This is a genomic window from Moraxella tetraodonis, assembly GCF_022359095.1.
Classification (GTDB): domain Bacteria; phylum Pseudomonadota; class Gammaproteobacteria; order Pseudomonadales; family Moraxellaceae; genus Faucicola; species Faucicola tetraodonis.
This window is the reverse complement of record NZ_JACSYB010000001.1, coordinates 1,383,148-1,409,133: the sequence shown is the minus strand read 5'-3', so window position 1 is coordinate 1,409,133 and position 25,986 is coordinate 1,383,148. Positions and strand designations below refer to the sequence as shown.

The following is a 25,986-nucleotide window of genomic DNA, read 5'->3' as shown; positions in this document are numbered from 1 at the left end:
CGCAAATGATATCAATTTGCGCTGTTTGTGTGTTGATGTGTATTAAACTTTAAACTTCAGCCAGGCTAGTAGGGGCATCGATGGTTTGAATCACGCCACCGCCTAAACAGATGTCATCTTGATAAAACACACAAGACTGACCGGGGGTCACCGCACGCTGTGGCTCGTCAAACACCACTTTTATGGTATCCCCCGTTTCATCAAGGGCAAAAACTGTACAGGCTTGATCGGGCTGACGATAGCGCGTTTTGGCGGTACAGCGATAACCTTGGGCAGTAAACAGTTGGGTTGGTGCATTAACCACCCAGTCAAGTTTATAGGCAGTCAATTCAGTGGATTGTAACATCGGATGGTCATGCCCTTGACCGACAATCAGGCGATTATTATCTAAGTCTTTGTGCAACACAAACCAAGGCGCCTCATCTCTATCTTTGACCCCACCAATACCAATACCGCCACGTTGACCGAGTGTGTAATACATTAAGCCATCATGGGTGCCGATTTTTTTGCCATCATCGGTATAGATATCACCTTTTTGAGCGGGCAAATACTGCTGTAAAAAGTCTTTAAAGCGTCGCTCGCCGATAAAGCAAATGCCGGTAGAGTCTTTTTTCTTCGCTGTCGCTAAATCATATTGCTCGGCAATACGGCGTACTTCAGGTTTTTCTAACTCACCCACAGGGAACAAGGTTTTGGCGATTTTATCGCCTGCCACCGCGTGCAGAAAATAGCTTTGGTCTTTATTGTTATCAAGTCCGCGCAGTAGTGGCGCTTTGCCAGTTTCATCGCTAAAACCGCGGCGCGCATAGTGACCGGTGGCAATATAATCCGCCCCCAAGGTTAGCGCATAATCCAAAAAGGCTTTAAACTTGACTTCTTTGTTGCATAAAATATCAGGATTTGGGGTGCGACCGGCGCTATATTCCGCCAAAAAATGCTCAAATACGCGATCCCAATATTCCATGGCAAAGTTGGCGGTATGCAGCTTAATGCCGATTTTATCGGCGACCGCTTGCGCATCAGCAAGGTCAGTCATGGCGGTACAATATTCGGTACCGTCATCTTCTTCCCAGTTTTTCATAAACAAGCCTTCAACGTCAAAGCCTGCTTGTTTGAGCAAAACGGCGGTGACAGAAGAATCAACACCCCCTGACATCCCCACAATGACGCGGGTTTGGGCAGGGCTCGCAATATCAGATAAATTAACAGCAGTTGAATATGTCATAATTTTTAAAAGTGCCAAAAGGGTTATTATAGCAAATTTATTGCTTGTTAAAAATCAATAAACCTGCCACAATACCGCTATCGGATGAGCCGATATCGAAAAAACCCAACTTATTCTCGTAAGTTGGGTTTTTTAATGCGCAAATTATATTAATTGATTTTTTCAAATTCACTGATTGGCTTTAATAGATAAAGCGACATTGTAAATTCACAAATATTCTTTATATAACCTTTACTTATCAAAAATTTGGGGCTCGTATGCGTTGGATATTTCTGACCGTCATTGTATTGTTGTTTGAATTGTTTACTTATGGGGCGGGGCGGGGGCTCCAGTGGTGGGCAGGGTCTTGGTTATCCGATCGGTCTTCTCGCTATTTGATGATTAGTCTATTTGTAATGAGTAATGCGTTATTGGTATTTGGCATCGCACGCTTGACGAGCTTTGGGCTTAAGCTGTCTATGACTTGGCTGACTATTTTGTGGTTTGTCATCCTGTCGATGGTGGTGGTGGGAATTATCAATCTGGTGTTGATGAAAGTTGCCCCGCAATTTTTTAATTCCGTGAGTTATCAAATCTACGGGGAACGCATTTTGTTGCCGCTTGTGTTTTTTGGCATGGTGTTGATGGGTATTTATAATGCTTATACACCCACTATTCGTCATATCAGCTTGACTGCCAATCAGCCACTTGCTAAACCGATTCGGATTGGGATGGTTTCAGACTTGCATTTAGGTCTAATGGTCGGTGAGCGGCAAATTAATCGATTAACCGATATGGTAAAAGCACAGAACGTGCAACTGCTGCTCATGCCTGGCGATATTATGGATGATAATGTTGACTACTATACCTCGCAAAATATGCAGCCCGCGCTGCAACAACTAGCAAATGCAGTGCCAATGGGCGCGTATGCCACGCTAGGTAATCATGACATGTATGGGCATGAAGGCGAGATTCGCGATGCGATCCAAAAAGCCAATATTACCTTATTGGCAGATGACAAAGTGTTGGTTGATAATCAGTTTTGGTTGGTAGGACGACTGGATAATCATGCCAGTTATCGTAAAGCGACCAAGGACTTAATACCGTCAAATACGGATAAGCCGATAATTTTACTTGACCATGAGCCCAATGAGATTGAACAAAACGTACAATTACCGATTGATTTGCAAGTGTCTGGACATACCCATAATGGGCAAATATTTCCTGCCAATTTCATTGTCAAATTCTTAAATCGTTTGGGTTACGGCTATGAACGTATCAACAATACCGATGTAATTGTAAGCTCGGGGTATGGTTTTTGGGGAGTACCGTTTCGGCTGGGCTCGCAAGCGGAACTTTGGGTAATTGATTTAGTCGGTAAAAAATCCTAAATAGGACTTTAGCGCTTAAAACTGGCTGCTAATGAGCGTATCGAGGTTATGGCAGATTATGGCGGTGACCGATCATTGCGATGAGAGATTACTGTATAGACACTGTCTGCATCATCAGTTGTATATTGCTACGAATATCCTCGAGTGATATGTGGTGGTCTTGCTGCAGACAGTAACTTAAATTATTTAATATAATCCCTGCATACGTATGCCCTTGAAACTCTAAGTCGCCTGGGCGTCCATGACGCTTAGCATGCTCAATATAATTTTGTTTGATTAACGCATACATATCATCATATAAATGGATATTTGGGGTTTTGATTTGCCAAAAAGCCAGTATGCGTTGTTTTTGCGCGTGAATAAACGCCCAAAATTGTTCCAAACACATCAGTAAATTTTCTTGACTGGCGACACTAAAGCGTTCAGTTAAAAACTTCTCATACACTTGGCGAAAATTACTCACCATTTTCTCCGCCAGCGCCTCTTTACTGGCATAATGACGATAAAAGGTTGAGCGATTAATCGCTGCAGTATCTAAAATATCTTGGACCGTGATGGCGCGGTAACGTTTCTGCTGCAGTAATGCCAGAAAAGCTTGCTCGATATGTTGTTCAGTCTTAATGACCCGTAAATCATTTTCGTTCATCGCTTTTTGGTATCCTTACGCTCTTTATCATACGCTTTATGTCTTAGCCTTTAAATTTTAGCAATCGCACGAATTGCGCAAAATTTTTACAATAAACAACATTATCTACCTAACTGTATTCTTATGCAACATTTATGTTTTATTTGATGCTTGATGGCTGTTTAGGATAGTTTTATATTGCCACCCATTAAGCATATTAAATTACATAATCGAGCTATTTTCTAGGATAAATCCGTCTGTCAACCGTCGGATTTTTTAGATTTTGCCACTCAAGTTTAGCGATAAGGACGAAAAAATGGCTGAAACCATGCCGACTGGGGTTGATGATAGCCCCGAACCAGTACCGACACTAGAACCTACGCATAACACAACCCAACGCCCCGCCAAATCCAAACGTAAAAAAAACCTATTGTTATTTACCTTGATTGTTTTAGCGATTGCTGCGGTGACGTTATGGTTATACGTTAACCAATGGCGCTATCAAGTCAGTACCGAAGACGCCTATGTGAGCGGCAACCAAGTACAAATCAACGCGCAAATATCGGGGACGGTGACGGCGATTGGCGTCAATGACACGGATATGGTCAAAGCCGGGCAAACCTTGGTAGCATTAGACCAAGCGGATAATGGCTTAGCCCTTGAAACCGCCAAAGCACAATTGCGCACAGCAATCAGACAGTATAAAACCCAAACCGCAACCATCCAACAAGCTGATGTCAATATCTCGCAAGCACAAACTGCGATGAATGAAGTGCAATCACAAATTGAATCTGCCAAGATTGCGCTGCTTGCCGCACAATCTGACTATCAACGCCGCGCCGCTTTGATGGCAAGTCAAGCAGTATCGCAAGAAGAAGTCCAGCATGCTGCCGACACTGTCAAAAAAGCCCAAGCCCAGCTCAATGCGGCAGTTGCCAAGCAAGCCACCGCTCGCTCTGCCGTTGTGACTGCCGAAGCGCAGCGCAATGTGACAATCGCCAATTTAGGTAAAAATGATGTGCTATCACAACCTGCGGTACAAACCGCGATAGCAAATATCCAAACCGCTTGGCTCAATCTCAACCGTACCCAGATTGTAGCACCCATCGATGGGCAAATTGCCAAACGCGGTGTGCAATTAGGTCAAAAAATCAGCGCAGGCACGCCTTTGATGGTGATTGTGCCGTTACATGATTTGTGGGTTGATGCCAATTTTAAAGAAAGCCAAATTAAAGACATTTACCTAGGTCAAGCGGTGAATTTAACATCAGATATTTATGGTAAAGAGGTTGTTTATCATGGCAAAGTGATTGGCTTATCAGCAGGAACAGGCAGTGCGTTCTCGGTTTTGCCTGCCCAAAACGCCACCGGTAACTGGATTAAAGTCACCCAGCGTCTGCCTGTACGAATTGCACTCGATAGCAAAGAATTACAACAGCATCCGCTACGCGTGGGGCTAAGTATGCATGCCGAGCTGGATAGCCGAGACCAACAAGGCAAACCGCAGGTGGCTACCGCGACCGCTAGCAACAAACCGGTTGCCCAGCTGCAGCCGCAAGTCGATATGTCAGGCGCGACCAAAATCATCCAACAAATCATCCAGCAAAACCAATCATGAGGTGAAAAATGGCGGAAGCAATTTCACCCACTATGGATACCGAGCAGCCAGCGGCTGATAATCAAGCCCGTAGTCAGCCACAAGGCGATCAGCCCGCGCCTTTATCAGGGATGCCGCTTGCGATTGTGACCTTCGCCCTATCCATGGCGGTGTTTATGATGGTGCTTGATTCGACCATTGCCAATGTGGCATTGCCGACCATTGCGGGGGATTTGGGTGCGGCGACCTCGCAAGGTACATGGGTGATTACCATGTTTGCCGTTTCCAACGCGATATCTATTCCCCTCACAGGGTGGTTGGCTCGTCAATATGGCTCGGTCAAAGTGTTTTTGGTGTCGGCAAGTTTATTTGTGTTTTGTTCATGGTTATGCGGGGTGTCACATAGTTTGACGATGCTGATTATTGCTAGGGTGGCGCAAGGCGCAGTGGCAGGCCCGATGATTCCACTGGCACAAAGTCTATTATTACAGTCTTTTGCGCTTGAAAAACGGGCGATGGCGCTTGGATTATTTGCTATGGTGGTGGTCACCGCACCGATATTAGGTCCGATTTTGGGCGGTTATATCTGCGACAACTATCACTGGGGCTGGATATTTTTTATCAATATTCCGATTGGTATTGTCGCCATCATTTTGGCATGGCAACAACTTAAAAACCGCGAAACGCCTGTCATCAAGACCGATATTGATAAAGTAGGGCTTGTTTTGATGATTGTCGGGGTGGGTGCACTGCAGTTTTTCTTGGATCGTGGGCGTGAGCTCGATTGGTTTGCCTCCCCTGAAATCATTGCTTTAGCCGTTATTAGCGTTTTATGTTTGAGTTATTTGATAATTTGGGAGCGCGGTGAGGAACATCCGATTATTGATTTGTCGATTTTTCAAGACCGCAATTTTACCATTGGCACATTGGTGATTAGCTTGGCATTTTTGCTATATATGGGCGCCATTGTGCTATTGCCCGTCATGCTGCAGCAGACCATGGGCTATACCGCAGTTTGGGCAGGGTTGGCAGCGGCACCGATTGGTATTTTCCCGGTATTGTTGACGCCCTTAATCGGTAAATACGCGCGAAACATCGATATGCGCATCTTGGTGACGTTAAGTTTTTTAATTTATTGTGCCACCTTTGTATGGCGAAGTGATTTTAATCCGCAGATGACGTTTTGGGATGTGTTTTGGCCGCAGTTTATTCAAGGACTGGGTACCGCCATGTTTTTTATGCCCTTAACTACCATTGCGCTCTCCAATATTTCGCATGATAAAATGGCGGCAGCGACAGGGATTTTTACCTTTGTGAGAACTTTGGCGGGCGGGATTGGTGCTTCAATGGTGATGACTGTGTGGGAAAGACGCAGCAATCATGCCCATACTTATTTGACCGAAAGTATCACCCAAAATTCTAATTTTGATGCGTGGTCAAAAAGCCTGCAAGCGTCTGGCATGAGTTATGACCAAACGTTGGCACTCATCAACCAAAATATTAACCAACAGGCGCTGATTATTGGTTCGAATGAGGTCTTTTATGTGTTTGGCTTGGTGTTCTTATTATTGATTGGTATGATTTGGCTTGCCAAACCGCCATTTCACCATTAAAAATAAGGGGTTAGGTTGCTTCTTTCAAATTGACGCTGATAAAATGTTACTATCGTCAAGTACATAGATAACTTTGGTTACAAAATATAATTTAACCGCAATTTTATAATTCGACTTATAATAATCCATCTTATCAAATTGCGTCGTTAATTTATGAGTAAAGCACATGCTAAAACCTCGGTTCCTGCATTGACATTAGGGGCAATCGGGGTCGTTTATGGCGATATCGGTACCAGTGTACTGTATTCAGTAAAAGAAGTTTTTAATTCTGGTCATGTCGCCTTTAACGTTGCCAATATCTATGGGGTGCTGTCGTTATTTGTGTGGACTATCACCATCATCGTCAGTCTTAAGTATATCTCGTTGGTGCTACGTGCCGACAATAAAGGGGAAGGCGGTCTGATTGCGATGCTCGCCTTGGCATCAAGCGCGGTAAAACATCGCCCAAAATTGCACGCAGTCATCATGACCATGGGAATATTTGGTACCTGCTTGTTTTATGGCGATGGGGTGATTACCCCATCTATCTCAGTGCTATCGGCAGTAGAGGGTTTGACGGTGGTATCGCCACGGCTGCATAGTGTGGTAATTCCTGCGACGCTGACCATTTTGTTCCTGTTATTTTTTGTGCAAAAATTTGGTACCAAAGGTATCGGTAAGCTGTTTGGACCTGTGATGGTGCTGTGGTTTTTGTTGATTGCTGGTATTGGGGTTTATCATATTCAGCACAATGTCGAAATCTTGCAAGCCATCAATCCCATCTATGCTTATCAGTTTGTGATGACCAATCCAACACTCGCCTTTATCATATTGGGGGCAGTTGTGTTGTGTGTGACAGGCGGTGAAGCCCTGTATGCCGATATGGGGCATTTTGGCAAAAAACCGATTCGTATCGCTTGGTTTTCCATTGTCATGCCCGCCTTGCTGCTCAATTATTTTGGTCAAGGCGCATTTTTACTCGCCAATCCTGATGGCAAATCCAATCCCTTCTTTTTGATGATTCCAGATGCCATGCGTATTCCCATGGTGGTGATGGCAACTTTAGCGACAGTGATTGCGTCACAAGCGCTGATTTCTGGGGCGTTTAGTATCACCAAACAAGCGGTGCAACTTGGATTTTTACCGCGTATGCGTATTGTGTATACCAATGTTAAAGAAGTGGGTCAGATCTATATTCCAGCGATTAACTGGGGCTTGTTTATCGCCATTGCGTTTGCTGTGGTGATGTTCAAATCATCGGGTGCGTTAGCGGCCGCTTATGGTATTGCGGTTTGTACGGATATGCTGATTACCACGATATTGACCTTCTTTGTGATTCGCTATGCGTGGAAATATCCTTTGCTACTGTGTATTGCCGCTACCTCATTGTTCTTTGTGGTGGATTTCTTGTTTTGGGCATCAAATCTGCTGAAGCTCCTCAAGGGCGGCTGGTTCCCATTGTTGTTAGGGGGCGTCATGTTTGTGTTAATGATGACTTGGCGAGATGGGCGTAATTTGGTGAGAATTGCCCATACCACAAGGCAAATTAACTTAAAAAATTTCTTGGATGACTTGTTTGGCAGTTTTACCAATAAACGCTTACAAATAGCCTTGGAGTCGACGCAAGGCAAATTAGAAAAGCTGACCCAAGATATTGAAAACGCGCCACTTGAAAATATCCAAGAGCTGCAAAATCAGCAAGCATTACTGCAGGAGAAAATCTTAATCAACCAGCGCTGCCAAGTGCTCTTTGAAAATATCAAAAAAATCAAAGGCATTGCTGTATTTATGGTCTCTGAAGTCGATATCGTACCCGTGGCGTTGAAACAAAACTTAAAGCACAATAAATGCTTGCATGAATACAATATCTTTGTGACCGTTAATACCTTAGAAACCCCTTGGGTGGGTCTCAGTAAACGTAGTGAAGTGACCTATTTGGGACACAATTGCTGGAAGGTGGTGCTCAATTTTGGCTTTAAAAATGACCCTGATGTGCCAGACTCACTCAAACACATTCAGCAATTTAACTTTGATTTCGATCCTGCCAAGGTGAGTTATTTCTTATCCCATGAGGCGGTGGTGGCATCTGAGAGTATTAAAGGTATGGCGTTATGGCGTGAAAAATTGTTTGCCCATATGCACCGTAATGCCGGCACCGCGGCTGAGTTTCTAAAACTTCCTAGCAACAATGTGGTAGAAATGGGTGCCAAAGTAGAAATTTAAATGCCCAACTAAAAAGCCATTATCCTTCGATAGTGGCTTTTTTATTTTGCTTTTCTGCTTGATTGAAACTTAGTCTGTTTCAAATGCTTGATTAAGCGAGGCTTCAACGGCATCAATCCGCGCTTGGCATACTTTATAGGCGTCAATGGACTGCGCTACAATAGTCATCAGCGCGTCAATATTGGGCTCTTGACTGTTTTGCAAGAGCTGTGCATTTGTTTTTAACACCTCATAGGCGCTTTTAAAATCGGTTGGCTCGGTCATGGTTGTTCCTTGATGGATAGGTCAGTTTTTTGGGTGTTTGGCATTGACAGTGGCTTGTAGATAGCCATCTTGTAGTTCAATGGTTATGGTTGAATTGGGTTCAACTTGGGCAATCGAAGTCATCACCGTATTTGATGCAGGATGCGAGGTTCTGATAATCGCATAGCCACGGGTTAATACAGTTGACGGATGCTGTAACAATGTCATCTCACGCAGTCGATCGGTCGATTGACGAGCCGTGGTGATTTGTTGATAGGCAAGCTGGCGAATCTGTACAAATTGGTTGTCCATGGCAAGTTTAGCGGCAGATAATTGTCGCTGCGCTGCCGATTGTATCTTGGTAAGTTGTTGTTCGCTATCACGGCGTGCCTGCAAGATGCTAGATTTAGCAATTTGCTCGATGGTCAAAAAATGTTGTTTGGCACCTTGGGTAATAGTGAGCAAATGATTGCGAATACCTGCGATAACCTTGGATGGGGTATCAAAACTTTGATGTGCCACTTCATCTAGCATGACACGGTCACGCTCATGACCAATGCCAACCCATACCGGTATCGGCTGCTCTGCCACCAGCGCGGCAAGTTCGTAATCATTGAGATAGGCCAAATCGCCCACCGCGCCACCACCCCGGATAATCACAATCAAATCTGCGGTAATATGCTGCTTACTCAGATTTTTCATGCCTTTAATGAGGGCTTGGCGGATGTCTTCAGGGGCGTGATTGCCTTGAAAGGTGGCGTGCTCATAATGAAAAATACAAGCCCCTGTGCTGGCGAGCCTATCGGCATCCGCGCGAAAATCACCGAGCCCTGCAGCTTTTTCAGGCGCGATAACGAGCACATGCTCAATATCAAACGGCATCGGGAGCGATTGATTGAGATCGAGCAGCCCTTCTTCATGCAGTCTGGTTAAAATCGTTTGGTATTGCTTTGCCAAATCGCCCAGTGTGTAAGTGGGGTCGATATCGACGATGTTTAGCGAAAAGCCATATTGGGCATGGAACGTGGCTGAGACTTTGAGCAATACATTCAAGCCTCGCTCAAGGCTCATGCCAGTGTTTTTTTCAAACTTTGACAGTACTTTGGCTGCTTGACCACGCCATAGCGTGCCGCGGCAGCTGGCAGTGACTTTGCCATCCATATCTTTATCCGCCAATTCAAAATAGTAGTGACCGCCTTTGGCTGACAGACTACGGATTTCAGCTTTTACCCAAACGGTATGGGCAAACGTTTCACTAATCACCAACTGCACAGCGGATAGATAATCACTTAGTGACAATATAGTATCGCTTAATGCCTGTTGCAGTTGGCTATCGCGGTCTTGAATGGCTAATTGTTCGCTAAAGTCATAATCGCTTAAGTTATCAACACTGCCACGCTTTGCAGTTGCTTTATTGTCATCCTCACTATCGTCAAGCAGCGCCAAAAATACGTCATCAGCCTGATTTAATGGAGTGGTTTGCAAATCCAGTCGTGCGAGCTGATCTTCAATTGATTTGATAACGGTTTTGGAAGCTTTTGCCATGGAGAATTCTTGATAACTAAAAATAAAATTGTAGGCGAAAATGATAACGCTGGCAACGTGACATTTGTGATTCAGGTGCGATTCAGGTGTAATACAGGTTGCTAAATTTTTAATTTTAAATATTACATTATATTTTATGATGTAATATTCAGAAGTGGAATATGAATAAAGAATAATATTGTTTTTTTTGTCGACGCTTTTTTTGTAAAATAGTATGAATGAATTTAACATTATATATTGATTTTTATACATTGAGATGAGGGGTGACCATGATGACTGTTAATTTTCAAAAAAAAACTAAGGTTCAACACAAAACCGTAGCTGTGCTATCAAGTCTGGCGTTATTAGGCGTGAGTCTAGCGGGCTGTTCACGTGCGCCCACCCAGCAAGACCAACAAGCCGCTTCAGGTCAAGCCGCCACGCAATCAAATGCAGGCGTGAGCGATAAAGGCGGTATTAAGCTCCTCAATGTCTCCTATGACGTTGCGCGTGACTTTTATAAAAGCTACAATCCCCTGTTTATCAAAGACTACGAAGCCAAAAATAGCGGCAAAACCATCGATATCCAGCAATCGCATGGCGGTTCTAGCAAACAAGCGCTCGCAGTTGCCAATGGTCTGCAAGCGGACGTGGTCAGTATGAATCAAGGCTCAGATGTGGAGCTGTTGGTAAAAAAAGGCTTGGTGGCACAAGATTGGCAAAGCCAATTCCCAAACAAAGCAGTCCCTTATACCAGTGCTATCGTGTTTTTGGTGCGTAAAGACAACCCAAAACAAATCAAAGACTGGTCTGATTTGGCAAAACCAGGTGTACAAATCGTACTTGCCAACCCAAAAACCACGGGTAATGGGCGCTATGCCTTCTTAGGCGCGTATGGCTACGGCTTACATAGTTTTAATAAAGATGAAAGCAAAACCAAAAACTTTGTCAAAGAGTTGCTCAAAAACGTGCCGGTGTATGAAAATGGTGGGCGTGCGGCAACTACCACGTTCTTACAGCGCCAAATTGGCGATGTGTTAGTCACCTTTGAAAATGAAGCCAACCTAGCGGTCAAACAGTTTGGTAAAGGCGATGTGCAAATTGTCTATCCAAGCTACACCATATCAGCAGAAAACCCGGTGGCGATTGTCAAATCAGTGACCGATAAAAAAGGCACCAACGACGCAGCGAAAGCGTATCTTGATTATTTATGGAGCGAGCCTGCCCAGCAATTGGCGGCAGATTTATATCTTCGCCCAAGCGATGCGGCGGTACTGGCTAAAAATCAAGATAAATTACCCGCGCTTACCACCTTTAGTCCGAATGCTGAATTTGGTAGCTGGACGGATATCATGACCAAATACTTCAAAGATGGTGGGGTCTTTGATCAACTAGCCAGCCCAACGAGCACCATAGCATCGGCACCTGCAGCAAAATAGTTCGCTGTGTTAAGCTCACAAAACCAGAGTTCGGCTCTGGTTTTTTATTCTAGCTAAGAATATTTAAAGCGCATAAATATAGTTTGGAAAATCAAAATGAGATGGTACTATAGCCGTGCTTAAGATTTTGGGTACAGAGCTTTTTGTATCTTTATTTTGGAATTTTTATTTTTGTATGTTTATTATTTTAAATTCTGACGTCGCCTACCGATTATTAGTAAAGGAAGCCCTGCATGGCAAGCATCAATGCTAACCATCAAGCCGATTTAACATCAAACAATCAGCCTAAAACACCCAATTCACCCTTAAAACGCAATAAAAAGCGCCATATCATGCCGTTTTTTAATTTGAGTTTGGGTATTAGTGTGTTGGCGTTGTCGATTATTGTGCTATTGCCATTTGTGGCAATGGTAATGACGGCCGCCGATATTGGCGTGGCAGGGTTTATCAAAACCATTGCCGAGCCGCGCGTCAAGGCAGCGATTGAACTGTCGCTAAAAATGTCATTGCTAGCGACATTGACCAATTTGGTGTTTGGTACGCTGATTGCATGGGTATTGGTGCGCTACGAGTTTTGGGGAAAGTCGATTTTAAATGCGCTGGTGGATTTACCGTTTGCTTTGCCAACAGCGGTAATGGGTATTTCGCTAGCAACCTTATATGCACCCAATGGTTTAATCGGGCAGTTTTTTGCGCCATTCGGCATTAAAATTGCTTTTACCCCCATTGGTATTTGGTTGGCGCTGATTGTGGTGAGTTTACCGTTTATTGTGCGTGCGGTGCAACCTGTGCTTGCGGAGCTGTCGCCAGAATATGAAGAGGCAGCATCGGTGCTGGGCGCTGGTAGATTGACAACTTTTAGACGGGTCATATTGCCGGAGTTGTATCCTGCCTTGCTGATGGGCTCAGGCATGATGTTTGCGCGGGCGACGGGGGAGTATGGCTCGGTGATTTTTATTGCGGGTAATTTGCCGATGAAATCTGAGATTTTACCGTTAATTATTATTGGTAAGCTTGAAAGCTTTGATGTACAAGGGGCTGCGGCGGTTGCTTTGTTTATGTTGATAATTTCATTTGTGATTTTATTTGCCATTAATGCCTTGCAGTGGCTATTTACCAAACGTATGGGCGGGGCAAGTGTATGAGCAGCCAATATCCTTACCAAACCCAAGCCGCAACCCGTGAGCCAACATGGCTACGTTATACCTTAATTGGCATTGCGGTGGCGTTTATGACGCTAATGCTAGTGATTCCGCTGATATCGGTGTTTTATGAAGCCTTAAAATCTGGCTGGCAGTTGTATGTGGCTGCCTTGACCGATCACGAGGCATTATCGGCCATCAAGCTTACTTTGATTACGGCGCTGATTGTGGTACCGATTAATACGGTGATTGGGATTGCATTAGCCTGGCTATTGACCCGATTTGATTTTAAAGGTAAACAATTTCTCACCACGCTGCTAGATTTGCCATTTTCGGTGTCGCCGGTGGTTGCAGGCTTGATGTTTGTAGCGCTACTGGGCGCCAATACCTGGCTTGGCGGCTGGCTAGAATACTTTGGTTTCCAAGTGATTTTTGCCATTCCTGGTATCGTGCTTGCCACCATGTTTGTGACTTTTCCATTCGTGGCACGTGAAGTGATTCCGCTGATGCAGTCGCAGGGCAGCAGTGAAGAGCAAGCGGCATTAACACTCGGCGCGTCAGGCTGGCAAATGTTTTGGCGGGTGACGCTACCTAATATCAAATGGGCATTGCTATACGGTATTATTTTGACCAATGCCCGTGCGATGGGTGAGTTTGGCGCGGTGAGTGTAGTCTCAGGTCATATCCGCGGTGAAACCAATACCATGCCACTATTGGTTGAGATTGCCTACAATGAATACAACATGACGGCGGCGTTTGCGTTGTCGAGTCTGTTGGCGTTGTTGGCGCTCGTTACCTTAATCGTGCAGCAGGCATTGACTAAACGTCAGTCTGGCAATGATGAATAACATTGATGCAATTTAAAAAGTAAAAAAAGTTAAGAGAATACCATGAGTATTGAAATCCGTGATATCACCAAACAGTTTGGTCGCTTTACTGCACTACAACCGATTAATTTAACCGTACCGACGGGCAAATTAACCTCACTCTTGGGACCTTCGGGCTGTGGTAAGACTACCTTACTGCGCATCATCGCAGGGCTTGAGCTTGCCGATACAGGGCGTATTTTTTTTGATGGTGAAGATGTGACCGATGTGCCTGTGCAGCAGCGTCATATCGGCTTTATGTTTCAGCATTATGCGTTATTTCGCCATATGACCGTGTTTGATAACGTGGCATTTGGCTTGACCGTCATGCCAAAAAATAAACGCCTAAGCAACGCGGAAATCAGCAAAAAGGTCAATTATCTGCTGGAGCTGGTGCAACTATCCCAAACCGCAAAAAAATACCCGCATCAACTCTCAGGCGGTCAGCGTCAGCGTATCGCATTAGCGCGTGCGTTGGCGGTAGAGCCAAAGCTGTTGTTACTCGATGAGCCATTTGGCGCACTCGATGCCAAGGTGCGTAAAGAATTACGTGCTTGGCTGCGTTCGATTCATCATGAGCTCGGTGTCACCAGTATTTTAGTGACTCATGACCAAGAAGAAGCGGCAGAATTATCCGATGAAATTGTGGTGATGAACCAAGGTCAAATCGTGCAAATTGGGGATTATGAGACGCTAGTCAATCACCCCTCGAATCATTTTGTTGCCAATTTTCTGCAAGATTCGCACGTCGAATATGTGATTTAGCTCAGTTAAATTTAGCTCAGTTAAATTTAGCTTAGTTAAGCAATAAAAAAAAGAAGCCGTGTGCTTCTTTTTTTTGCTAATTTTTTTGCTAATTTTTTTGCTAAAGGTTGGATAAAAAAAGGGTATTGTCACATACCCTTTTTATCGATTGATAAGCGTTAAACTGCGCAATAGTTATTTTGCAGAGTGACCTGTTAGCTCAACTTTATGTTTTTGATGATCTTCTAAGCCTTCATAGTAGTTACGAAGTACCGCTAACACTTCTGGGCGGCTGAAGTTATCAGGCACATCTTCCCCTTCCGATAAGGCTTTACGCAATTTGGTACCTGAGACTTTGACATGATGGCTGGCATCGTGTGGGCAAGTTTTGGTCGATGCCATCGAGTCACAAGCATCACACCAGAATGTCCAGTCAATTTTTAACGGTTGGGTGATTAAATCATTCGGTTTAAGTGTATCAAAAATATGCTGCGCATCAAACGCGCCATAGTAATCACCCACGCCTGCATGGTCACGACCGACAATCAAATGGCTACAGCCGTAGTTTTGACGGAATAAGGCATGTAATAACGCTTCACGCGGACCTGCATAGCGCATATCCAGTGGATAGCCTGCTTGGATGACGGTGTCTTTACGGAAGTAATGGTCGATTAATGTACCAATGGCTTCTTGGCGTACATCTGCAGGAATATCCCCAGGTTTTAATGCGCCAAGCAATGAATGAATGAGTACGCCATCACAGATTTCAATGGCGATTTTGGCAAGGTACTCATGTGAGCGGTGCATCGGGTTACGGGTTTGGAAGGCAGCGACGGTTTTCCAGCCATTTTGAGTAAAGATGTCACGGGTTTGTGCCGGGGTGAGGTAGATATCACCATATTTGCTCGGGAATTCGCCTTCACTTAACACCACCACATCGCCGGCGAGATTGACATCACCTTGTGCCATTACCATGGCAACGCCGGGATGCTCAAGTTCTGTGGTGCCAAAGACGGTTTGGCATTCGTGCGCTTTATCAATGCGGTATTTTTCGCTTAAGGTCAAAATGCCCATGATTTCACCTTGGTATTCTAGCGCAATGTCATCGCCTAGGTTTAGCGTATCGGCAGTGGCAGTATCGGTCGATAGGGTAATAGGAATGGGCCAAAATACACCCGCATTGTCGCCAGTGGTTAAATGCATATTATCACATACGCTTTGCCAGTCTGTTTGGTTCATAAAACCATCTAGCGGGGTAAAGCCGCCAATACCGAGCATAATCAAATCACCGGCTTCACGGGAGCTGATTTGGATTTTTGGCAGATTTTTGGCTTTTTGCTGGGCAGCGGTTAGCGCATCGCCTTTAAGTAATTTTTCTTTTAATGTGTCACTACCGTGTGGTGGCACCAGTTGGCTTAGAGAATGGAGAGTTGAAGTGGCGCTTTGGCTCATCGGATATCCTATATTAACGTGTCAAAATTAACGTGTCAAAAAAAAAGACGGTTCAAGAAAATTAAGGTAGCGTATAATAGAATATTGCAGTTCGCAATAATAAATGCAGTAATTCGATATATTTATGTAAAAATGGAATTTACTAAAAACCCCTTGGGCATTTATGATAGGCAGGTTAAAATTTCACCCAGTTGAAATAGCTGCAAAAGCTAAAAGTTTTAAATTCCCTTTGTAATTAGAATTTGTCTTAGTGACATAGGAATCCGCATGTATAAATACAACGCAATTGACCAACAATTGGTAGACGATCGGGTCGAGCAGTTTCGCGACCAAACCCGACGTTTTTTGGCTGGCGAGCTCAGTGAAGAAGCGTACTTGCCATTACGCCTGATGAACGGTCTATATATTCAGCGTCATGCGCCGATGCTTCGCGTGGCGATTCCTTATGGTCTGCTTGCGACGTATCAACTGCGTAAACTTGCCGACATCAGTGAAAAATACGATCGTGGCTATGGTCATATCACCACCCGTACCAATATGCAATTTAACTGGCCAAAATTAGAAGAGGTACCCGATATTTTGGCAGAATTGGCATCGGTACAAATGCATGCGATTCAAACCTCGGGCAACTGTATCCGCAATACCACCACTGACCAATTTGCCGGTGTGACGGCTGATGAAATTGCCGATCCGCGCCCGTATTGTGAAATCATTCGCCAATGGTCAACGTTTCACCCAGAATTTACCTATTTACCGCGTAAATTTAAAATTGCGGTTATCGGTACCCGGTCGGACCGTGCCGCGACCCAGCTGCATGACATTGGCTTGCATGTGGTCAAAAATGACGCAGGTGAAATTGGCTTTGAAGTGATTGTGGGCGGTGGTCTAGGGCGCACCCCTGTGATTGGCAAAGTGATTCGTCCGTTTTTACCTGAACGCCATTTACTCTCTTATTTAGATGCCATCTTACGTATCTACAACCAATATGGTCGCCGTGACAACAAATACAAAGCCCGCATCAAGATTTTGGTTGAAAGTATGGGCGCCGAAGAGTTTTCACGAATCGTGGAAGAAGATTGGCAAAAACACAATAAAGACGGTGCGTTAACACTGACAGCTGAACAAATTGAACACGCTAAAACCTTCTTTCCACAGCCGGCGTATCAAACATTCAGCCAACAACAATTACAAGCTAGCCAAGACAAACTGGCTACCCAGTTTGAAGATAGCGAGTTTGTGCGTTGGTTTAATCAAAATACCCGCGAGCATAAAGTCAAAGGCTATCATGTGGTGATTATCTCACTCAAACATTTTATGCAAGACACCGGCGATATCACCGCCACCCAAATGCGCGTGGTGGCTGATTTGGCGGATAAATACAGTTTTGGTGAAGTGCGCGGCACCCATCATCAAAACTTGGTGCTCACGGATGTCAAACTTGAAAAGGTGTATGACGTCTATCAGGTGCTCAAACAATACGACCTTGCTCGCCCAAATATTGGCTTATTGACGGATATTATCTCATGTCCAGGCTTTGACTATTGCTCATTGGCCAATGCCAGTACCTTAAATATCGTTAACCAAGTCAACCAATATTTCCAAGACGCAGACTTTGTCCATGATATTGGCGAAATTCGCCTAAACATGTCAGGCTGTATGAATGCCTGTGCGCATCACCACGTCGCAGATATCGGTATTTTGGGCGTAGATAAAAAGGGCGAGCATTGGTACCAAATCTCGCTCGGTGGTAGATCGGGTCAAAACGCTAAATTAGGCGATATTTTGGGTAAATCCGTGCCTGTCGATGCGGTTGCGGCGACAGTGGATGATATCCTGCAAGTCTATCTTAAATACCGTCAAGCGGCGGATACCGACTTTGGTAGTGAAACATTTGCCGAAGTGGTCGATCGTATCGGTATTGAGCCATTTAAAGAGTATGTGTATCGTGACAAATCAGAACAGCCGGTGGAGGGATAAGCCATGGCACTCATTAACCAAAGCCAAGTGATTGATAATGTAAACTCAGTGAGCGTGAGTATTCATGAGCAAAAAATCGAGCATATCGACCCATCCCAGTATGCCTCAGATATCACTGAAATTTTGGTGGACTATCGCCCTGTCGAATTTAGCGAGAAAAATCCGCCAAAACCACAGTTAGAAGCGGATGATTTGGTAGCGCTTTCACATCGGTTGAGCGATAAAAAACTGGGTATTATTTTATCGGGTGCTAGTGATTATCAGTTTTTGCACCAGGACTTTGTCAAAGTGATGCCGCTACTGTCGGTGATTGTGATTGATTTTCATGGTTTTCGTGATGGACGCGGTTATAGTTTAGCGCAAAAAATCCAGCAACACCCCAGTTATACCCCCGCTATTGTGTTGCGCGCCAGCGGTGATATCTTGCCAGATACGTTGCAGCTGCTCACCGAAGTAGGGTTTAGTGAGTTTGATATTGATGACAGCGATTTTAACCCCAGTTGGTTTGATTATTTTGTCGATATCAAACACCGCTATACAGGTCGCAGCGTGACGCAATTACCGATTTTTGCCAATTAATTGTTGAATGATGCTAAGATTGAGCGAATCTAAGGGTTCGCTTTTTTAATGTTAGCCAGTTGCTACCTTGTCGTTTCTAACTTCTGGTTTCTGCATTTCCAGTCAATTTGTTAATTCTAAATTTTCATAATAATATCATTAAAAATCATTTTTTAAACATCGCATAGTTGATTAGCATAGCGTATCCCAATTTTTCACCATAAAACATTAGGAAATCCAATGAGCAATAAACTAAATATCGACCTAGACAAAGCCAACGCAGAATTGAACGGCAAAACCGCAGAGGAAATCATTGCTTGGGCACTGGCACAAGGTAGTAATCCTATCATCACTACTAACTTTCGCCCTTACGAAGTGGTATTATTAGACATGGTTACCAAACAACGTCCTGATATCAAAGTATTGTTCGTGGATTCTGGCTACAACACTGAAGCCACTTACCGCCATGCGCAAGATTTGATTAAACGTCTAAACTTAAACGTGATTACCTATTTGCCACAACAAACCGCAGCTTGGCGTGATGTTGAGTTCAATGGTATACCTAGTGTCAACAACCCAGCGCACGAAAAATTCACTGAGCAAGTGAAACTTGAGCCATTTGGACGTGCGTTAAAAGAAATTGCCCCTGACGTGTGGATTAATGCGATTCGTAAAGACCAAACGGAATTTCGCCAATCGCTTGACGTGTTGTCAGAAAGTAAAGACGGCGTGTTAAAAGTAGCGCCATTGTTCCATTGGTCAGAAGATGACCTAGAAGCTTACTTAAAAGAGCATGATTTGCCAAATGAACATGACTACTTTGACCCTACCAAAGTCGAAGAGAACCGTGAATGTGGTCTACACACACAATTATAATTTTTGATCGGCAGTATGTATGATAATGTTAAGCTGAACTTCGGTTCAGCTTAATTGTTCTTGTCACTATCTAATGTTGAGAATGTCTATGAATACCTTACCGCTATTTTTTAAATTGGAAAATCGCCCTGTACTCGTGGTTGGCGGTGGGGAAGTGGCACTGCGTAAAGCGGATTTGCTCGATAAAGCTGGGGCGATAATCACCTTTGTCGCACCCAGTTATGAGCCGAGACTCACCGCGCAATTTAGCGATTCTCGTCATCAATTGATTAATGATGTTTATCAGCAAAAATATTTGGATAAACAAACCATTGTTATTGCTTGTACCGATGATGAAACGGTAAATGCGCAGATTTTTCATGACTGTGAAGCCCGTTTTATCCCAGTCAATGTCGTTGATAATCCACCGCTATGTACCTTTATCTTTCCTGCCATCGTCGACCGCAATCCGATTACCATCGCGGTATCCAGTGCAGGCAAAGCACCTGTGCTGGCAAGACTACTTCGAGCCAAAATCGAAACAGTCGTGCCACCCCAATATGGCGAATTGGCAGGGTTGGCAGGTAAATTTCGCGATAAAGTAAAAGCTGCATTGCCCAATGTGACGGCTAGACGTAAGTTTTGGGAACAAGCCTTTGAAGGGCAAGTGGCGGAATCGGTATTTGAGGGTAATTCAAATAGCCTAAGCAAAGCTGAAAGCCAACTTGAAACTTTGCTACAACAGCACGCCAACAACCAACCTGCCGATAAAGCACAGCTTGGCAAAGTGTATATTGTGGGTGCAGGGGCAGGCGATCCTGATTTGCTAACCTTTAAAGCGCTACGATTGATGCAACAAGCGGATGTGGTGTTTTATGATAATTTGGTTTCAGCGCAGATTCTCGATCTATGCAGGCGTGATGCCACCAAAATCTACGTCGGCAAAAAAGCCAGTGATCATGCGATAAGGCAAGAAAAAATCAATGAGCTACTGGTCGAGCAGGCGCAGCAAGGACAGCGCGTGTTACGTCTCAAAGGTGGTGACCCGTATGTATTTGGGCGGGGCGGCGAAGAAGCCGAGCAATTGGTTGCAGCTGGGATTGAGTTTGAAGTCGTGCCCGGCATTACCGCAGCCACCGCGGCGGCAAGCTGTGCCGGTATTCCATTGACACACCGTGCGTATGCGCACTCTGTCAAGTTCGTCACCGCGTCTCTTAAGACGGATACCATCAATGAAGACTTTGCTAGCTGGCTTGATGATAACCAAACCGTGGTTTTTTATATGGGATTAAAGCAGCTGGATAAACTGACGAGTGGCTTGATTAATGCAGGAAAAAATCCTAGTACGCCGATTGCGATTGTGTCAAATGCCAGCTTGCCGCATCAGCAAGTTTTGACAGGCACGCTTGAGACCATCGTGGCAAAACAAGCTGAGGCAAACTTGCCCGCCCCAGCGATTTTAATTATGGGCAATGTGGTTAAGCTACATCACAGACTTAATAAACTATCTTAATAAACTATAGCAATCTTTAATTGATGGGGTAGGGCAGTTAAAAAAGCTTGCAGATTGTGGTAAATACTTATAACTTAGATATCCGTTAGAAAAATTAACGAATTGGTCAGATAACAAAAATATTTTTGTCACAATTTAATATGACGTTTTTGTGAAAGGATTTATGTATATTGTAGCCATACATATTATTTGTATCTGCTACAACATCAACTAGTATTTTAGAAGGATAGGGACTTGCGACTAAAACCGAAACTGATTTTAACCAATCTGTCATTGGCTTTAATGTTAGTGATATCACCCATTGCCCAAAGCAAATTATTACCACAACCAGCCACCAATGCTAGCCAGTTAGCGGCAAATCGCTACGATAGCAGTAATGATATCTTTCATCCTGTCTATGGTAAAAATGGTATGGTGGCTTCCGAGCAAGGGTTAGCCACGCAAGTTGGTTTGGATATATTAAAACAAGGCGGGAATGCTATCGATGCGGCGGTCGCGGTTGGATTTGCCTTAGCAGTCGTCTTGCCAAATGCAGGCAACATTGGTGGTGGTGGTTTTATGGTGTTGCATGATGATAAAACTGGTAAAGATGTTGCGATTGATTTTCGCGAAATTGCGCCAGCCAAAGCCAGCCGTGATATGTACCTTGATAATCAAGGTAATGTTATTGATGGAAAATCATTGTTCACGCATGACGCTTCAGGTGTGCCTGGTACAGTAGCTGGGATGGAATACGCGCTAAAAAAATGGGGTACCATGCCATTATCTAAAGTGCTAGAGCCTGCAATTAAGCTTGCAGACAAAGGGTTTATTGTCAGTGATGTATTGGCACAGACGTTAAAAGAAGAAAAATCAACACTGGGTAAATGGTCATCTAGCAAAGCGATTTTTTTCAAAAACGGTGAACCGCTGAAATCTGGTGATTTGTTGGTACAAAAAGACTTGGCGAAATCATTGCGTTTGATTGCCAAACAAGGGGCAAAAGCATTTTATCAAGGTGAAATCGCCACAAAAATTGCTAAAGAAATGCAATCACATGGTGGCACAATGACACTTGAAGATTTAAAAGCATATAAAGTTGTTGAGCGTCAGCCAATTATTGGTGATTATCGAGGCTATAAAGTTGTTACCATGCCACCCCCAAGTTCGGGTGGTGTACACTTGATTGAGATATTAAATATGCTTGAGCATTACCCTATCAAAGAAGATGGGGTAAATAGTGCCAAAAATATTCACCACATGGCAGAGAGTATGAAATTAGCCTATGCTGACCGTTCAGAATATTTGGGTGACCCGGATTTTGTCAAAATCCCTGTCGCAGGTTTAACATCGAAAGCATATGCTAATGAACTAGTCAAAACGATTGATGATAATAAAGCAAGACTTTCATCAAACATTAAACCTGGTAAACCACAACCTTATGAAAGTGACCAGACTACGCATTTTTCCGTAATGGATAAAGCGGGCAATGCCGTTGCTGTCACCTATACATTAAATCTTAACTTTGGTAGTGGCATTGTTGTAGAAGGCACAGGGATTTTACTCAATAATGAAATGGATGACTTCTCAGTGAAACCCGGTGTGCCAAATGCGTTTGGTCTAGTGGGTGGTACTGCCAATGCGATTGAAGCAAAAAAACGTCCACTTTCTTCAATGACACCAACGATTGTCATGAAGAATAATAAACCTTGGCTGGTGACAGGTAGTCCAGGTGGGGCTCGTATCATCACGACTGTATTGCAAAGTGTGGTTAATACGATTGACCATGAAATGAATCCCGCAGAAGCGATAATTACACCACGCGTTCATCACCAATGGTTACCCGATGAGCTTAGGGTTGAAGAAGGCATTAGTCCTGATACGATAAAATTGTTGCAAGACAAAGGTCATAAAGTTGTTACTAAAGCACCCATGGGACGTATTCAAATTATTCAAGCTGATGGTTCTGGGTTTTATGGCTATTCTGACCCAAGAAATCCTGATGGCAAAACATTAGGTTTCTAAACTGTTCATTAAAAAAAACGTGAGTGACGCTACTCACGTTTTTTTACTAACAAAATATATCAAGATTATTTTTTGCAATTAGTGTCCAAGTAAATCTTGAATAATTTTATCTGCTGTACCACTTTTCGCCAATCTCGCATTTTGCCCTGCCCACAGTGAGCTAAATTCATCACTACCCATGCTTTCGGCTTTGGCTTTAATGGGGTTGCTGACAAACGAGGCATGGGGAAATGGCGGTGCAGACTCGCTAATATACCCCGTTTCTTGCATAAAGCGATTGACAATCCCGCGTGCTAAGCCACCACTAAATACATTGGTTAAAGCGGTGTGTTCGGCTCGCTCACTTTGCAGCGCTTTGCGGTGAAAGTCTTTGGTATCACACTCATCTGCCAGCAAAAAAGCCGTACCCACCTGTACTGCGCTAGCGCCCATAGCAAACGCTGCTTGTGCGGTAGCGTTGTCGCTGATACCGCCTGCCGCAATCACCGGTAAACTGACAGAGCGGATGATATTGGGTAATAGGCTAAAAGTGCCCGCTTGCAGCGTTACATCTTGGCTTAAAAACATACCCCGATGCCCACCTGCTTCCAACCCCTGTGCGATAATCATATCCGCCCCATTGGCTTGCAACCAGCGTGCTTCTGCAGGCGTGGTGGCGGAGGATACCACAATCGCCCCAGATTTTTTGACGACATTTAACAAAGCTTTTTCAGGTAAGCCAAAATGAAAACTCACCACAGGGACTTTTAAATCCGCCACTAGCGCTGCTTGTTCATGGGTAAATGGCTGACGTCCACCAGTCGTGGCTATCTCATCTTGCGTCAAACCCAATTCTTGATAATAAGGTTGTAGGACATTAAACCATTTTTCTTGCATTGCTTGGGTATAGTCAGGTTGTTGATGGGCAAAAAAATTGACATTAAAGGGGCCATCAGTCGCTTGACGGATACTCGCAATTTCACTTTCGATTTTTTGTAGGCTGAGCAGGGCGCCGGGGAGTGAGCCAAGCCCGCCTGCTTGGCACACTGCGATAGCAAGTTTGCTGTCTTGGACACCTGCCATCGGCGCTTGGATGATGGGCAATTGAACTTTAACGTAGTCAAGAAAGCTATTAATCGCCTTGGTATGATGGAGCATTTTATATTCCTTGTTATTGTTTTAATATGTTTGTCTTTATGTTATGGTCTTACAGGGCAAAAATCGAAAACCATTTTAGTGTATCGCCAATAGATGATATTGAAAAGTAGTATATGGAAAAGCACTTTATGGAGTAGTGCTATATGCCCGTTATAAATCGGCTGAATATAAAAAAGCCCCAGTAACGTCACTGGGGCTTTTTTAACTAGTTAATTTAGGTTGACTATTTAGGCGCTAAGTTTAGGTATTAAGTGGCTTAGGTACCAAGTCTAGATATTAGGCGCTTGGAATCGCCATTAACAGCGCTTGTCTTGCGTCGGTATTGTGTTTGAATTCGCCCAGTAGTGACATACTGCGGGTATCGGATTTTTGTTTCATCACCCCGCGCATCATCATGCACATATGCGCGGCATCCATCACCACCGCCGCGCCCTTCGCCCCTGTCATATCCATCACCGCTTGTGCGATTTGGCGGGTTAGGTTTTCTTGAATTTGCAAACGTCGGGCGTACATATCCACGATACGTGCCATTTTTGACAGTCCAATCACTTTGCCATCGGGCAGATACGCCACATGGGCCACGCCATAAAAAGGCAACATGTGATGCTCACACATCGAATAAAACTCGATATTTTTTACCATAACCAATTCATTATTGTCAGTTGGAAAAATCGCGTTATTGGTAATTTCGACCAAATCTTGATGATAGCCTTGGGTCAAAAAACTAAAGGCTTTAGCAGCACGTTCTGGGGTATTAAGTAGTCCCTCACGTGTTAAGTCTTCCCCTGTTGATGCAATTAGGGTGCGGTAGGCATCACTGTTTTGTTGGATAATCTCGTCAAAATTTGCAGGCATAGTCATGATAACATTTAAGTTTAAAAAAATAGGCATAGCTTAACGCTTTACCACTATTTGTAAAGCGATTTTTGTCACAAACGCCATGAAAATCACTAAATTTGCTTTGTTTGGGTTTTTTGCTAGAATTACTCCCTAATTTTGAGCTATTATAGTGCATATTCGTTCACTGAAAAATAAGGAAAAACCATGCTATTAACAGGGAAGCGTTTCGTTGTTACCGGTATCGCCAGTAAATTATCGATTGCTTGGGGTATCGCAGAAGCGTTACATCGTGAAGGCGCGAGTTTAATTTTGACCTATCCGAATGAAAAAATGAAAAAACGCGTGGATATGGCAGCCGAAACTTTTGGTGCAGAGAAGGTATTGGCGTGTGATGTGGCGTCAGATAGCGAAATCGAAGCGTGTTTTGCCCAAGTTGCTGCACACTGGCCAGATGGCATTGATGGGGTCGTGCATGCGATTGGTTTTGCCCCTGCCGATCAGCTAGATGGTGATTTTACCCAAGTGACCACCCGTGAAGGCTTTGCCATTGCCCATGATATTAGTAGCTACAGCTTTGTGGCGCTTGCTAAAGCCAGCCGTGAATTGCTGGCAAAACGCCAAGGCTCACTGTTAACCTTGACGTATGAAGGTAGTATTCATGTGTTGCCAAACTACAATGTCATGGGTCTAGCCAAAGCCAGTCTGGAAGCGAGCATTCGCTACCTTGCCAGCTCTCTGGGTAGCGATGGTATCCGTGTCAATGGGATTTCTGCAGGTCCGATTCGTACTTTGGCGGCAAGCGGTATCAAATCATTTCGTAAAATGCTCGACACCAACGCCAAAATGTCACCGCTACAGCGCAATGTCAATATTGAAGAAGTCGGCAATGCCGCGATGTTCTTGTTATCGCCTTGGGCGTCTGGTATCACCGGCGAGATTTTATTTGTCGATGCAGGTTTTAATACCGTGGCACTCTCTGAACAAGTGATGATGCAGGTAGAAGACTAATTTTTAGGCGGGTAGTTGATAAAAGAGCGACCATGGTTGCTCTTTTTTTTGC

At 44.2% G+C, this 25,986-nt stretch carries 21 protein-coding genes; 14 read left to right on the top strand and 7 right to left on the bottom strand.

All coding sequences use genetic code 11. From position 1 onward, the window contains the following. Nucleotides 1-49 precede the first annotated feature (49 nt). Entirely contained in the window at nucleotides 50-1,225 is a 1,176-nt protein-coding gene (mnmA, locus tag H9W84_RS06235; protein ID WP_239742427.1) for a tRNA 2-thiouridine(34) synthase MnmA, read from the bottom strand. 257 nt (nucleotides 1,226-1,482) lie between these two features. On the opposite strand from mnmA, the gene H9W84_RS06230 reads away from it, so the two are divergent. Next, nucleotides 1,483-2,595 carry a metallophosphoesterase gene (locus tag H9W84_RS06230; protein ID WP_239742425.1) on the top strand — a complete coding sequence of 371 codons (1,113 nt, stop codon included), beginning with the start codon at nucleotides 1,483-1,485 and terminating at the stop codon, nucleotides 2,593-2,595. Between the two features lie 88 nt (nucleotides 2,596-2,683). On the opposite strand, the gene H9W84_RS06225 is transcribed toward H9W84_RS06230, so the two are convergent. After that, nucleotides 2,684-3,241: a TetR/AcrR family transcriptional regulator gene (locus tag H9W84_RS06225; protein WP_096488966.1), complete on the bottom strand. Its 558-nt coding sequence runs from the start codon at nucleotides 3,239-3,241 to the stop codon at nucleotides 2,684-2,686. Nucleotides 3,242-3,536: 295 nt separating this feature from the next. Here H9W84_RS06225 and H9W84_RS06220 point away from each other — a divergent pair, with 295 nt between their 5' ends. The 3 genes from H9W84_RS06220 (at nucleotide 3,537) to H9W84_RS06210 (ending at nucleotide 8,632) form a co-directional block, all read left to right on the top strand. Next, a complete protein-coding gene (locus tag H9W84_RS06220) occupies nucleotides 3,537-4,838 on the top strand; it encodes an HlyD/EmrA/EmrK family protein (protein ID WP_159676336.1) in 1,302 nt (433 codons plus the stop codon). A gap of 8 nt (nucleotides 4,839-4,846) precedes the next feature. Then, entirely contained in the window at nucleotides 4,847-6,430 is a 1,584-nt protein-coding gene (locus tag H9W84_RS06215; protein ID WP_275579721.1) for a DHA2 family efflux MFS transporter permease subunit, read from the top strand. Between the two features lie 153 nt (nucleotides 6,431-6,583). Next, the gene (locus tag H9W84_RS06210) at nucleotides 6,584-8,632 is read left to right on the top strand and encodes a potassium transporter Kup (protein ID WP_239742422.1); all 2,049 of its coding nucleotides are present in this window, start codon (nucleotides 6,584-6,586) and stop codon (nucleotides 8,630-8,632) included. A 69-nt stretch (nucleotides 8,633-8,701) separates the two neighbouring features. Here the strand turns inward: H9W84_RS06210 and xseB are convergent, their stop codons facing one another. Together xseB and xseA are read right to left on the bottom strand one after the other, a co-directional pair. Then, nucleotides 8,702-8,896 (bottom strand): exodeoxyribonuclease VII small subunit, encoded by a 195-nt coding sequence (gene xseB / locus H9W84_RS06205; RefSeq protein ID WP_036603655.1) that lies wholly within the window; start codon nucleotides 8,894-8,896, stop codon nucleotides 8,702-8,704. A gap of 21 nt (nucleotides 8,897-8,917) precedes the next feature. Further along, nucleotides 8,918-10,420 (bottom strand): exodeoxyribonuclease VII large subunit, encoded by a 1,503-nt coding sequence (gene xseA / locus H9W84_RS06200; protein WP_239742420.1) that lies wholly within the window; start codon nucleotides 10,418-10,420, stop codon nucleotides 8,918-8,920. Nucleotides 10,421-10,689: 269 nt separating this feature from the next. On the opposite strand from xseA, the gene H9W84_RS06195 reads away from it, so the two are divergent. The 4 genes from H9W84_RS06195 to H9W84_RS06180 all read left to right on the top strand — a co-directional run bounded on the left by H9W84_RS06195 (nucleotide 10,690) and on the right by H9W84_RS06180 (nucleotide 14,611). Beyond that, on the top strand, nucleotides 10,690-11,838 hold the full coding sequence (locus tag H9W84_RS06195; RefSeq protein WP_420846648.1) for a sulfate ABC transporter substrate-binding protein: 1,149 nt from the start codon (nucleotides 10,690-10,692) through the stop codon (nucleotides 11,836-11,838). Between the two features lie 233 nt (nucleotides 11,839-12,071). Then, nucleotides 12,072-12,983, top strand: a complete 912-nt coding sequence (cysT, locus tag H9W84_RS06190) for a sulfate ABC transporter permease subunit CysT (RefSeq protein WP_420846647.1) — start codon at nucleotides 12,072-12,074, stop codon at nucleotides 12,981-12,983. Then, nucleotides 12,980-13,828, top strand: a complete 849-nt coding sequence (cysW, locus tag H9W84_RS06185) for a sulfate ABC transporter permease subunit CysW (RefSeq protein WP_239742418.1) — start codon at nucleotides 12,980-12,982, stop codon at nucleotides 13,826-13,828. Before cysT ends, cysW begins: the two co-directional genes overlap by 4 nt. Before the next feature lie 42 nt (nucleotides 13,829-13,870). After that, nucleotides 13,871-14,611 (top strand): sulfate/molybdate ABC transporter ATP-binding protein, encoded by a 741-nt coding sequence (locus tag H9W84_RS06180; protein ID WP_083106222.1) that lies wholly within the window; start codon nucleotides 13,871-13,873, stop codon nucleotides 14,609-14,611. 174 nt (nucleotides 14,612-14,785) lie between these two features. On the opposite strand, the gene sat is transcribed toward H9W84_RS06180, so the two are convergent. Further along, the gene (gene sat, locus H9W84_RS06175; protein WP_239742416.1) at nucleotides 14,786-16,042 is read right to left on the bottom strand and encodes a sulfate adenylyltransferase; all 1,257 of its coding nucleotides are present in this window, start codon (nucleotides 16,040-16,042) and stop codon (nucleotides 14,786-14,788) included. Between the two features lie 267 nt (nucleotides 16,043-16,309). Between sat and H9W84_RS06170 the strand changes: the two genes are divergently transcribed. The 5 genes from H9W84_RS06170 (at nucleotide 16,310) to ggt (ending at nucleotide 22,949) form a co-directional block, all read left to right on the top strand. Next, a complete protein-coding gene (locus H9W84_RS06170; protein WP_239742414.1) occupies nucleotides 16,310-18,019 on the top strand; it encodes a nitrite/sulfite reductase in 1,710 nt (569 codons plus the stop codon). 3 nt (nucleotides 18,020-18,022) lie between these two features. Further along, a complete protein-coding gene (locus H9W84_RS06165; protein ID WP_239742412.1) occupies nucleotides 18,023-18,598 on the top strand; it encodes a DUF934 domain-containing protein in 576 nt (191 codons plus the stop codon). A gap of 219 nt (nucleotides 18,599-18,817) precedes the next feature. Beyond that, a complete protein-coding gene (locus H9W84_RS06160) occupies nucleotides 18,818-19,453 on the top strand; it encodes a phosphoadenosine phosphosulfate reductase domain-containing protein (RefSeq protein WP_204156008.1) in 636 nt (211 codons plus the stop codon). Between the two features lie 88 nt (nucleotides 19,454-19,541). Beyond that, nucleotides 19,542-20,945, top strand: coding sequence for a siroheme synthase CysG (gene cysG, locus H9W84_RS06155; protein ID WP_239742410.1), 1,404 nt, complete (start codon nucleotides 19,542-19,544; stop codon nucleotides 20,943-20,945). Between the two features lie 234 nt (nucleotides 20,946-21,179). Next, nucleotides 21,180-22,949, top strand: coding sequence for a gamma-glutamyltransferase (gene ggt, locus H9W84_RS06150; RefSeq protein ID WP_239742408.1), 1,770 nt, complete (start codon nucleotides 21,180-21,182; stop codon nucleotides 22,947-22,949). 78 nt (nucleotides 22,950-23,027) lie between these two features. On the opposite strand, the gene H9W84_RS06145 is transcribed toward ggt, so the two are convergent. Together H9W84_RS06145 and folE are read right to left on the bottom strand one after the other, a co-directional pair. Then, the gene (locus H9W84_RS06145; protein WP_239742406.1) at nucleotides 23,028-24,086 is read right to left on the bottom strand and encodes an NAD(P)H-dependent flavin oxidoreductase; all 1,059 of its coding nucleotides are present in this window, start codon (nucleotides 24,084-24,086) and stop codon (nucleotides 23,028-23,030) included. A 276-nt stretch (nucleotides 24,087-24,362) separates the two neighbouring features. Continuing rightward, complete coding sequence (folE, locus tag H9W84_RS06140) at nucleotides 24,363-24,941, bottom strand: GTP cyclohydrolase I FolE (RefSeq protein WP_060995758.1); 579 nt, start codon at nucleotides 24,939-24,941, stop codon at nucleotides 24,363-24,365. Between the two features lie 189 nt (nucleotides 24,942-25,130). Between folE and H9W84_RS06135 the strand changes: the two genes are divergently transcribed. Then, entirely contained in the window at nucleotides 25,131-25,934 is an 804-nt protein-coding gene (locus H9W84_RS06135) for an enoyl-ACP reductase FabI (protein WP_076776629.1), read from the top strand. Nucleotides 25,935-25,986: the final 52 nt, after the last annotated feature.

What these genes read in the sequence shown, in the direction of transcription:
- xseB (WP_036603655.1), bottom strand. Translation starts at nt 8,896, where the DNA reads ATGACCGAGCCAACCGATTTTAAAAGCGCCTATGAGGTGTTAAAAACA.
- H9W84_RS06165 (WP_239742412.1), top strand. Translation starts at nt 18,023, where the DNA reads ATGGCACTCATTAACCAAAGCCAAGTGATTGATAATGTAAACTCAGTG.
- H9W84_RS06135 (WP_076776629.1), top strand. Translation starts at nt 25,131, where the DNA reads ATGCTATTAACAGGGAAGCGTTTCGTTGTTACCGGTATCGCCAGTAAA.
- xseA (WP_239742420.1), bottom strand. Translation starts at nt 10,420, where the DNA reads ATGGCAAAAGCTTCCAAAACCGTTATCAAATCAATTGAAGATCAGCTC.
- H9W84_RS06215 (WP_275579721.1), top strand. Translation starts at nt 4,847, where the DNA reads ATGGCGGAAGCAATTTCACCCACTATGGATACCGAGCAGCCAGCGGCT.
- cysT (WP_420846647.1), top strand. Translation starts at nt 12,072, where the DNA reads ATGGCAAGCATCAATGCTAACCATCAAGCCGATTTAACATCAAACAAT.
- H9W84_RS06225 (WP_096488966.1), bottom strand. Translation starts at nt 3,241, where the DNA reads ATGAACGAAAATGATTTACGGGTCATTAAGACTGAACAACATATCGAG.
- H9W84_RS06230 (WP_239742425.1), top strand. Translation starts at nt 1,483, where the DNA reads ATGCGTTGGATATTTCTGACCGTCATTGTATTGTTGTTTGAATTGTTT.
- H9W84_RS06170 (WP_239742414.1), top strand. Translation starts at nt 16,310, where the DNA reads ATGTATAAATACAACGCAATTGACCAACAATTGGTAGACGATCGGGTC.
- H9W84_RS06210 (WP_239742422.1), top strand. Translation starts at nt 6,584, where the DNA reads ATGAGTAAAGCACATGCTAAAACCTCGGTTCCTGCATTGACATTAGGG.
- H9W84_RS06195 (WP_420846648.1), top strand. Translation starts at nt 10,690, where the DNA reads ATGATGACTGTTAATTTTCAAAAAAAAACTAAGGTTCAACACAAAACC.
- folE (WP_060995758.1), bottom strand. Translation starts at nt 24,941, where the DNA reads ATGCCTGCAAATTTTGACGAGATTATCCAACAAAACAGTGATGCCTAC.
- cysG (WP_239742410.1), top strand. Translation starts at nt 19,542, where the DNA reads ATGAATACCTTACCGCTATTTTTTAAATTGGAAAATCGCCCTGTACTC.
- H9W84_RS06160 (WP_204156008.1), top strand. Translation starts at nt 18,818, where the DNA reads ATGAGCAATAAACTAAATATCGACCTAGACAAAGCCAACGCAGAATTG.
- H9W84_RS06145 (WP_239742406.1), bottom strand. Translation starts at nt 24,086, where the DNA reads ATGCTCCATCATACCAAGGCGATTAATAGCTTTCTTGACTACGTTAAA.
- mnmA (WP_239742427.1), bottom strand. Translation starts at nt 1,225, where the DNA reads ATGACATATTCAACTGCTGTTAATTTATCTGATATTGCGAGCCCTGCC.
- H9W84_RS06180 (WP_083106222.1), top strand. Translation starts at nt 13,871, where the DNA reads ATGAGTATTGAAATCCGTGATATCACCAAACAGTTTGGTCGCTTTACT.
- cysW (WP_239742418.1), top strand. Translation starts at nt 12,980, where the DNA reads ATGAGCAGCCAATATCCTTACCAAACCCAAGCCGCAACCCGTGAGCCA.
- sat (WP_239742416.1), bottom strand. Translation starts at nt 16,042, where the DNA reads ATGAGCCAAAGCGCCACTTCAACTCTCCATTCTCTAAGCCAACTGGTG.
- H9W84_RS06220 (WP_159676336.1), top strand. Translation starts at nt 3,537, where the DNA reads ATGGCTGAAACCATGCCGACTGGGGTTGATGATAGCCCCGAACCAGTA.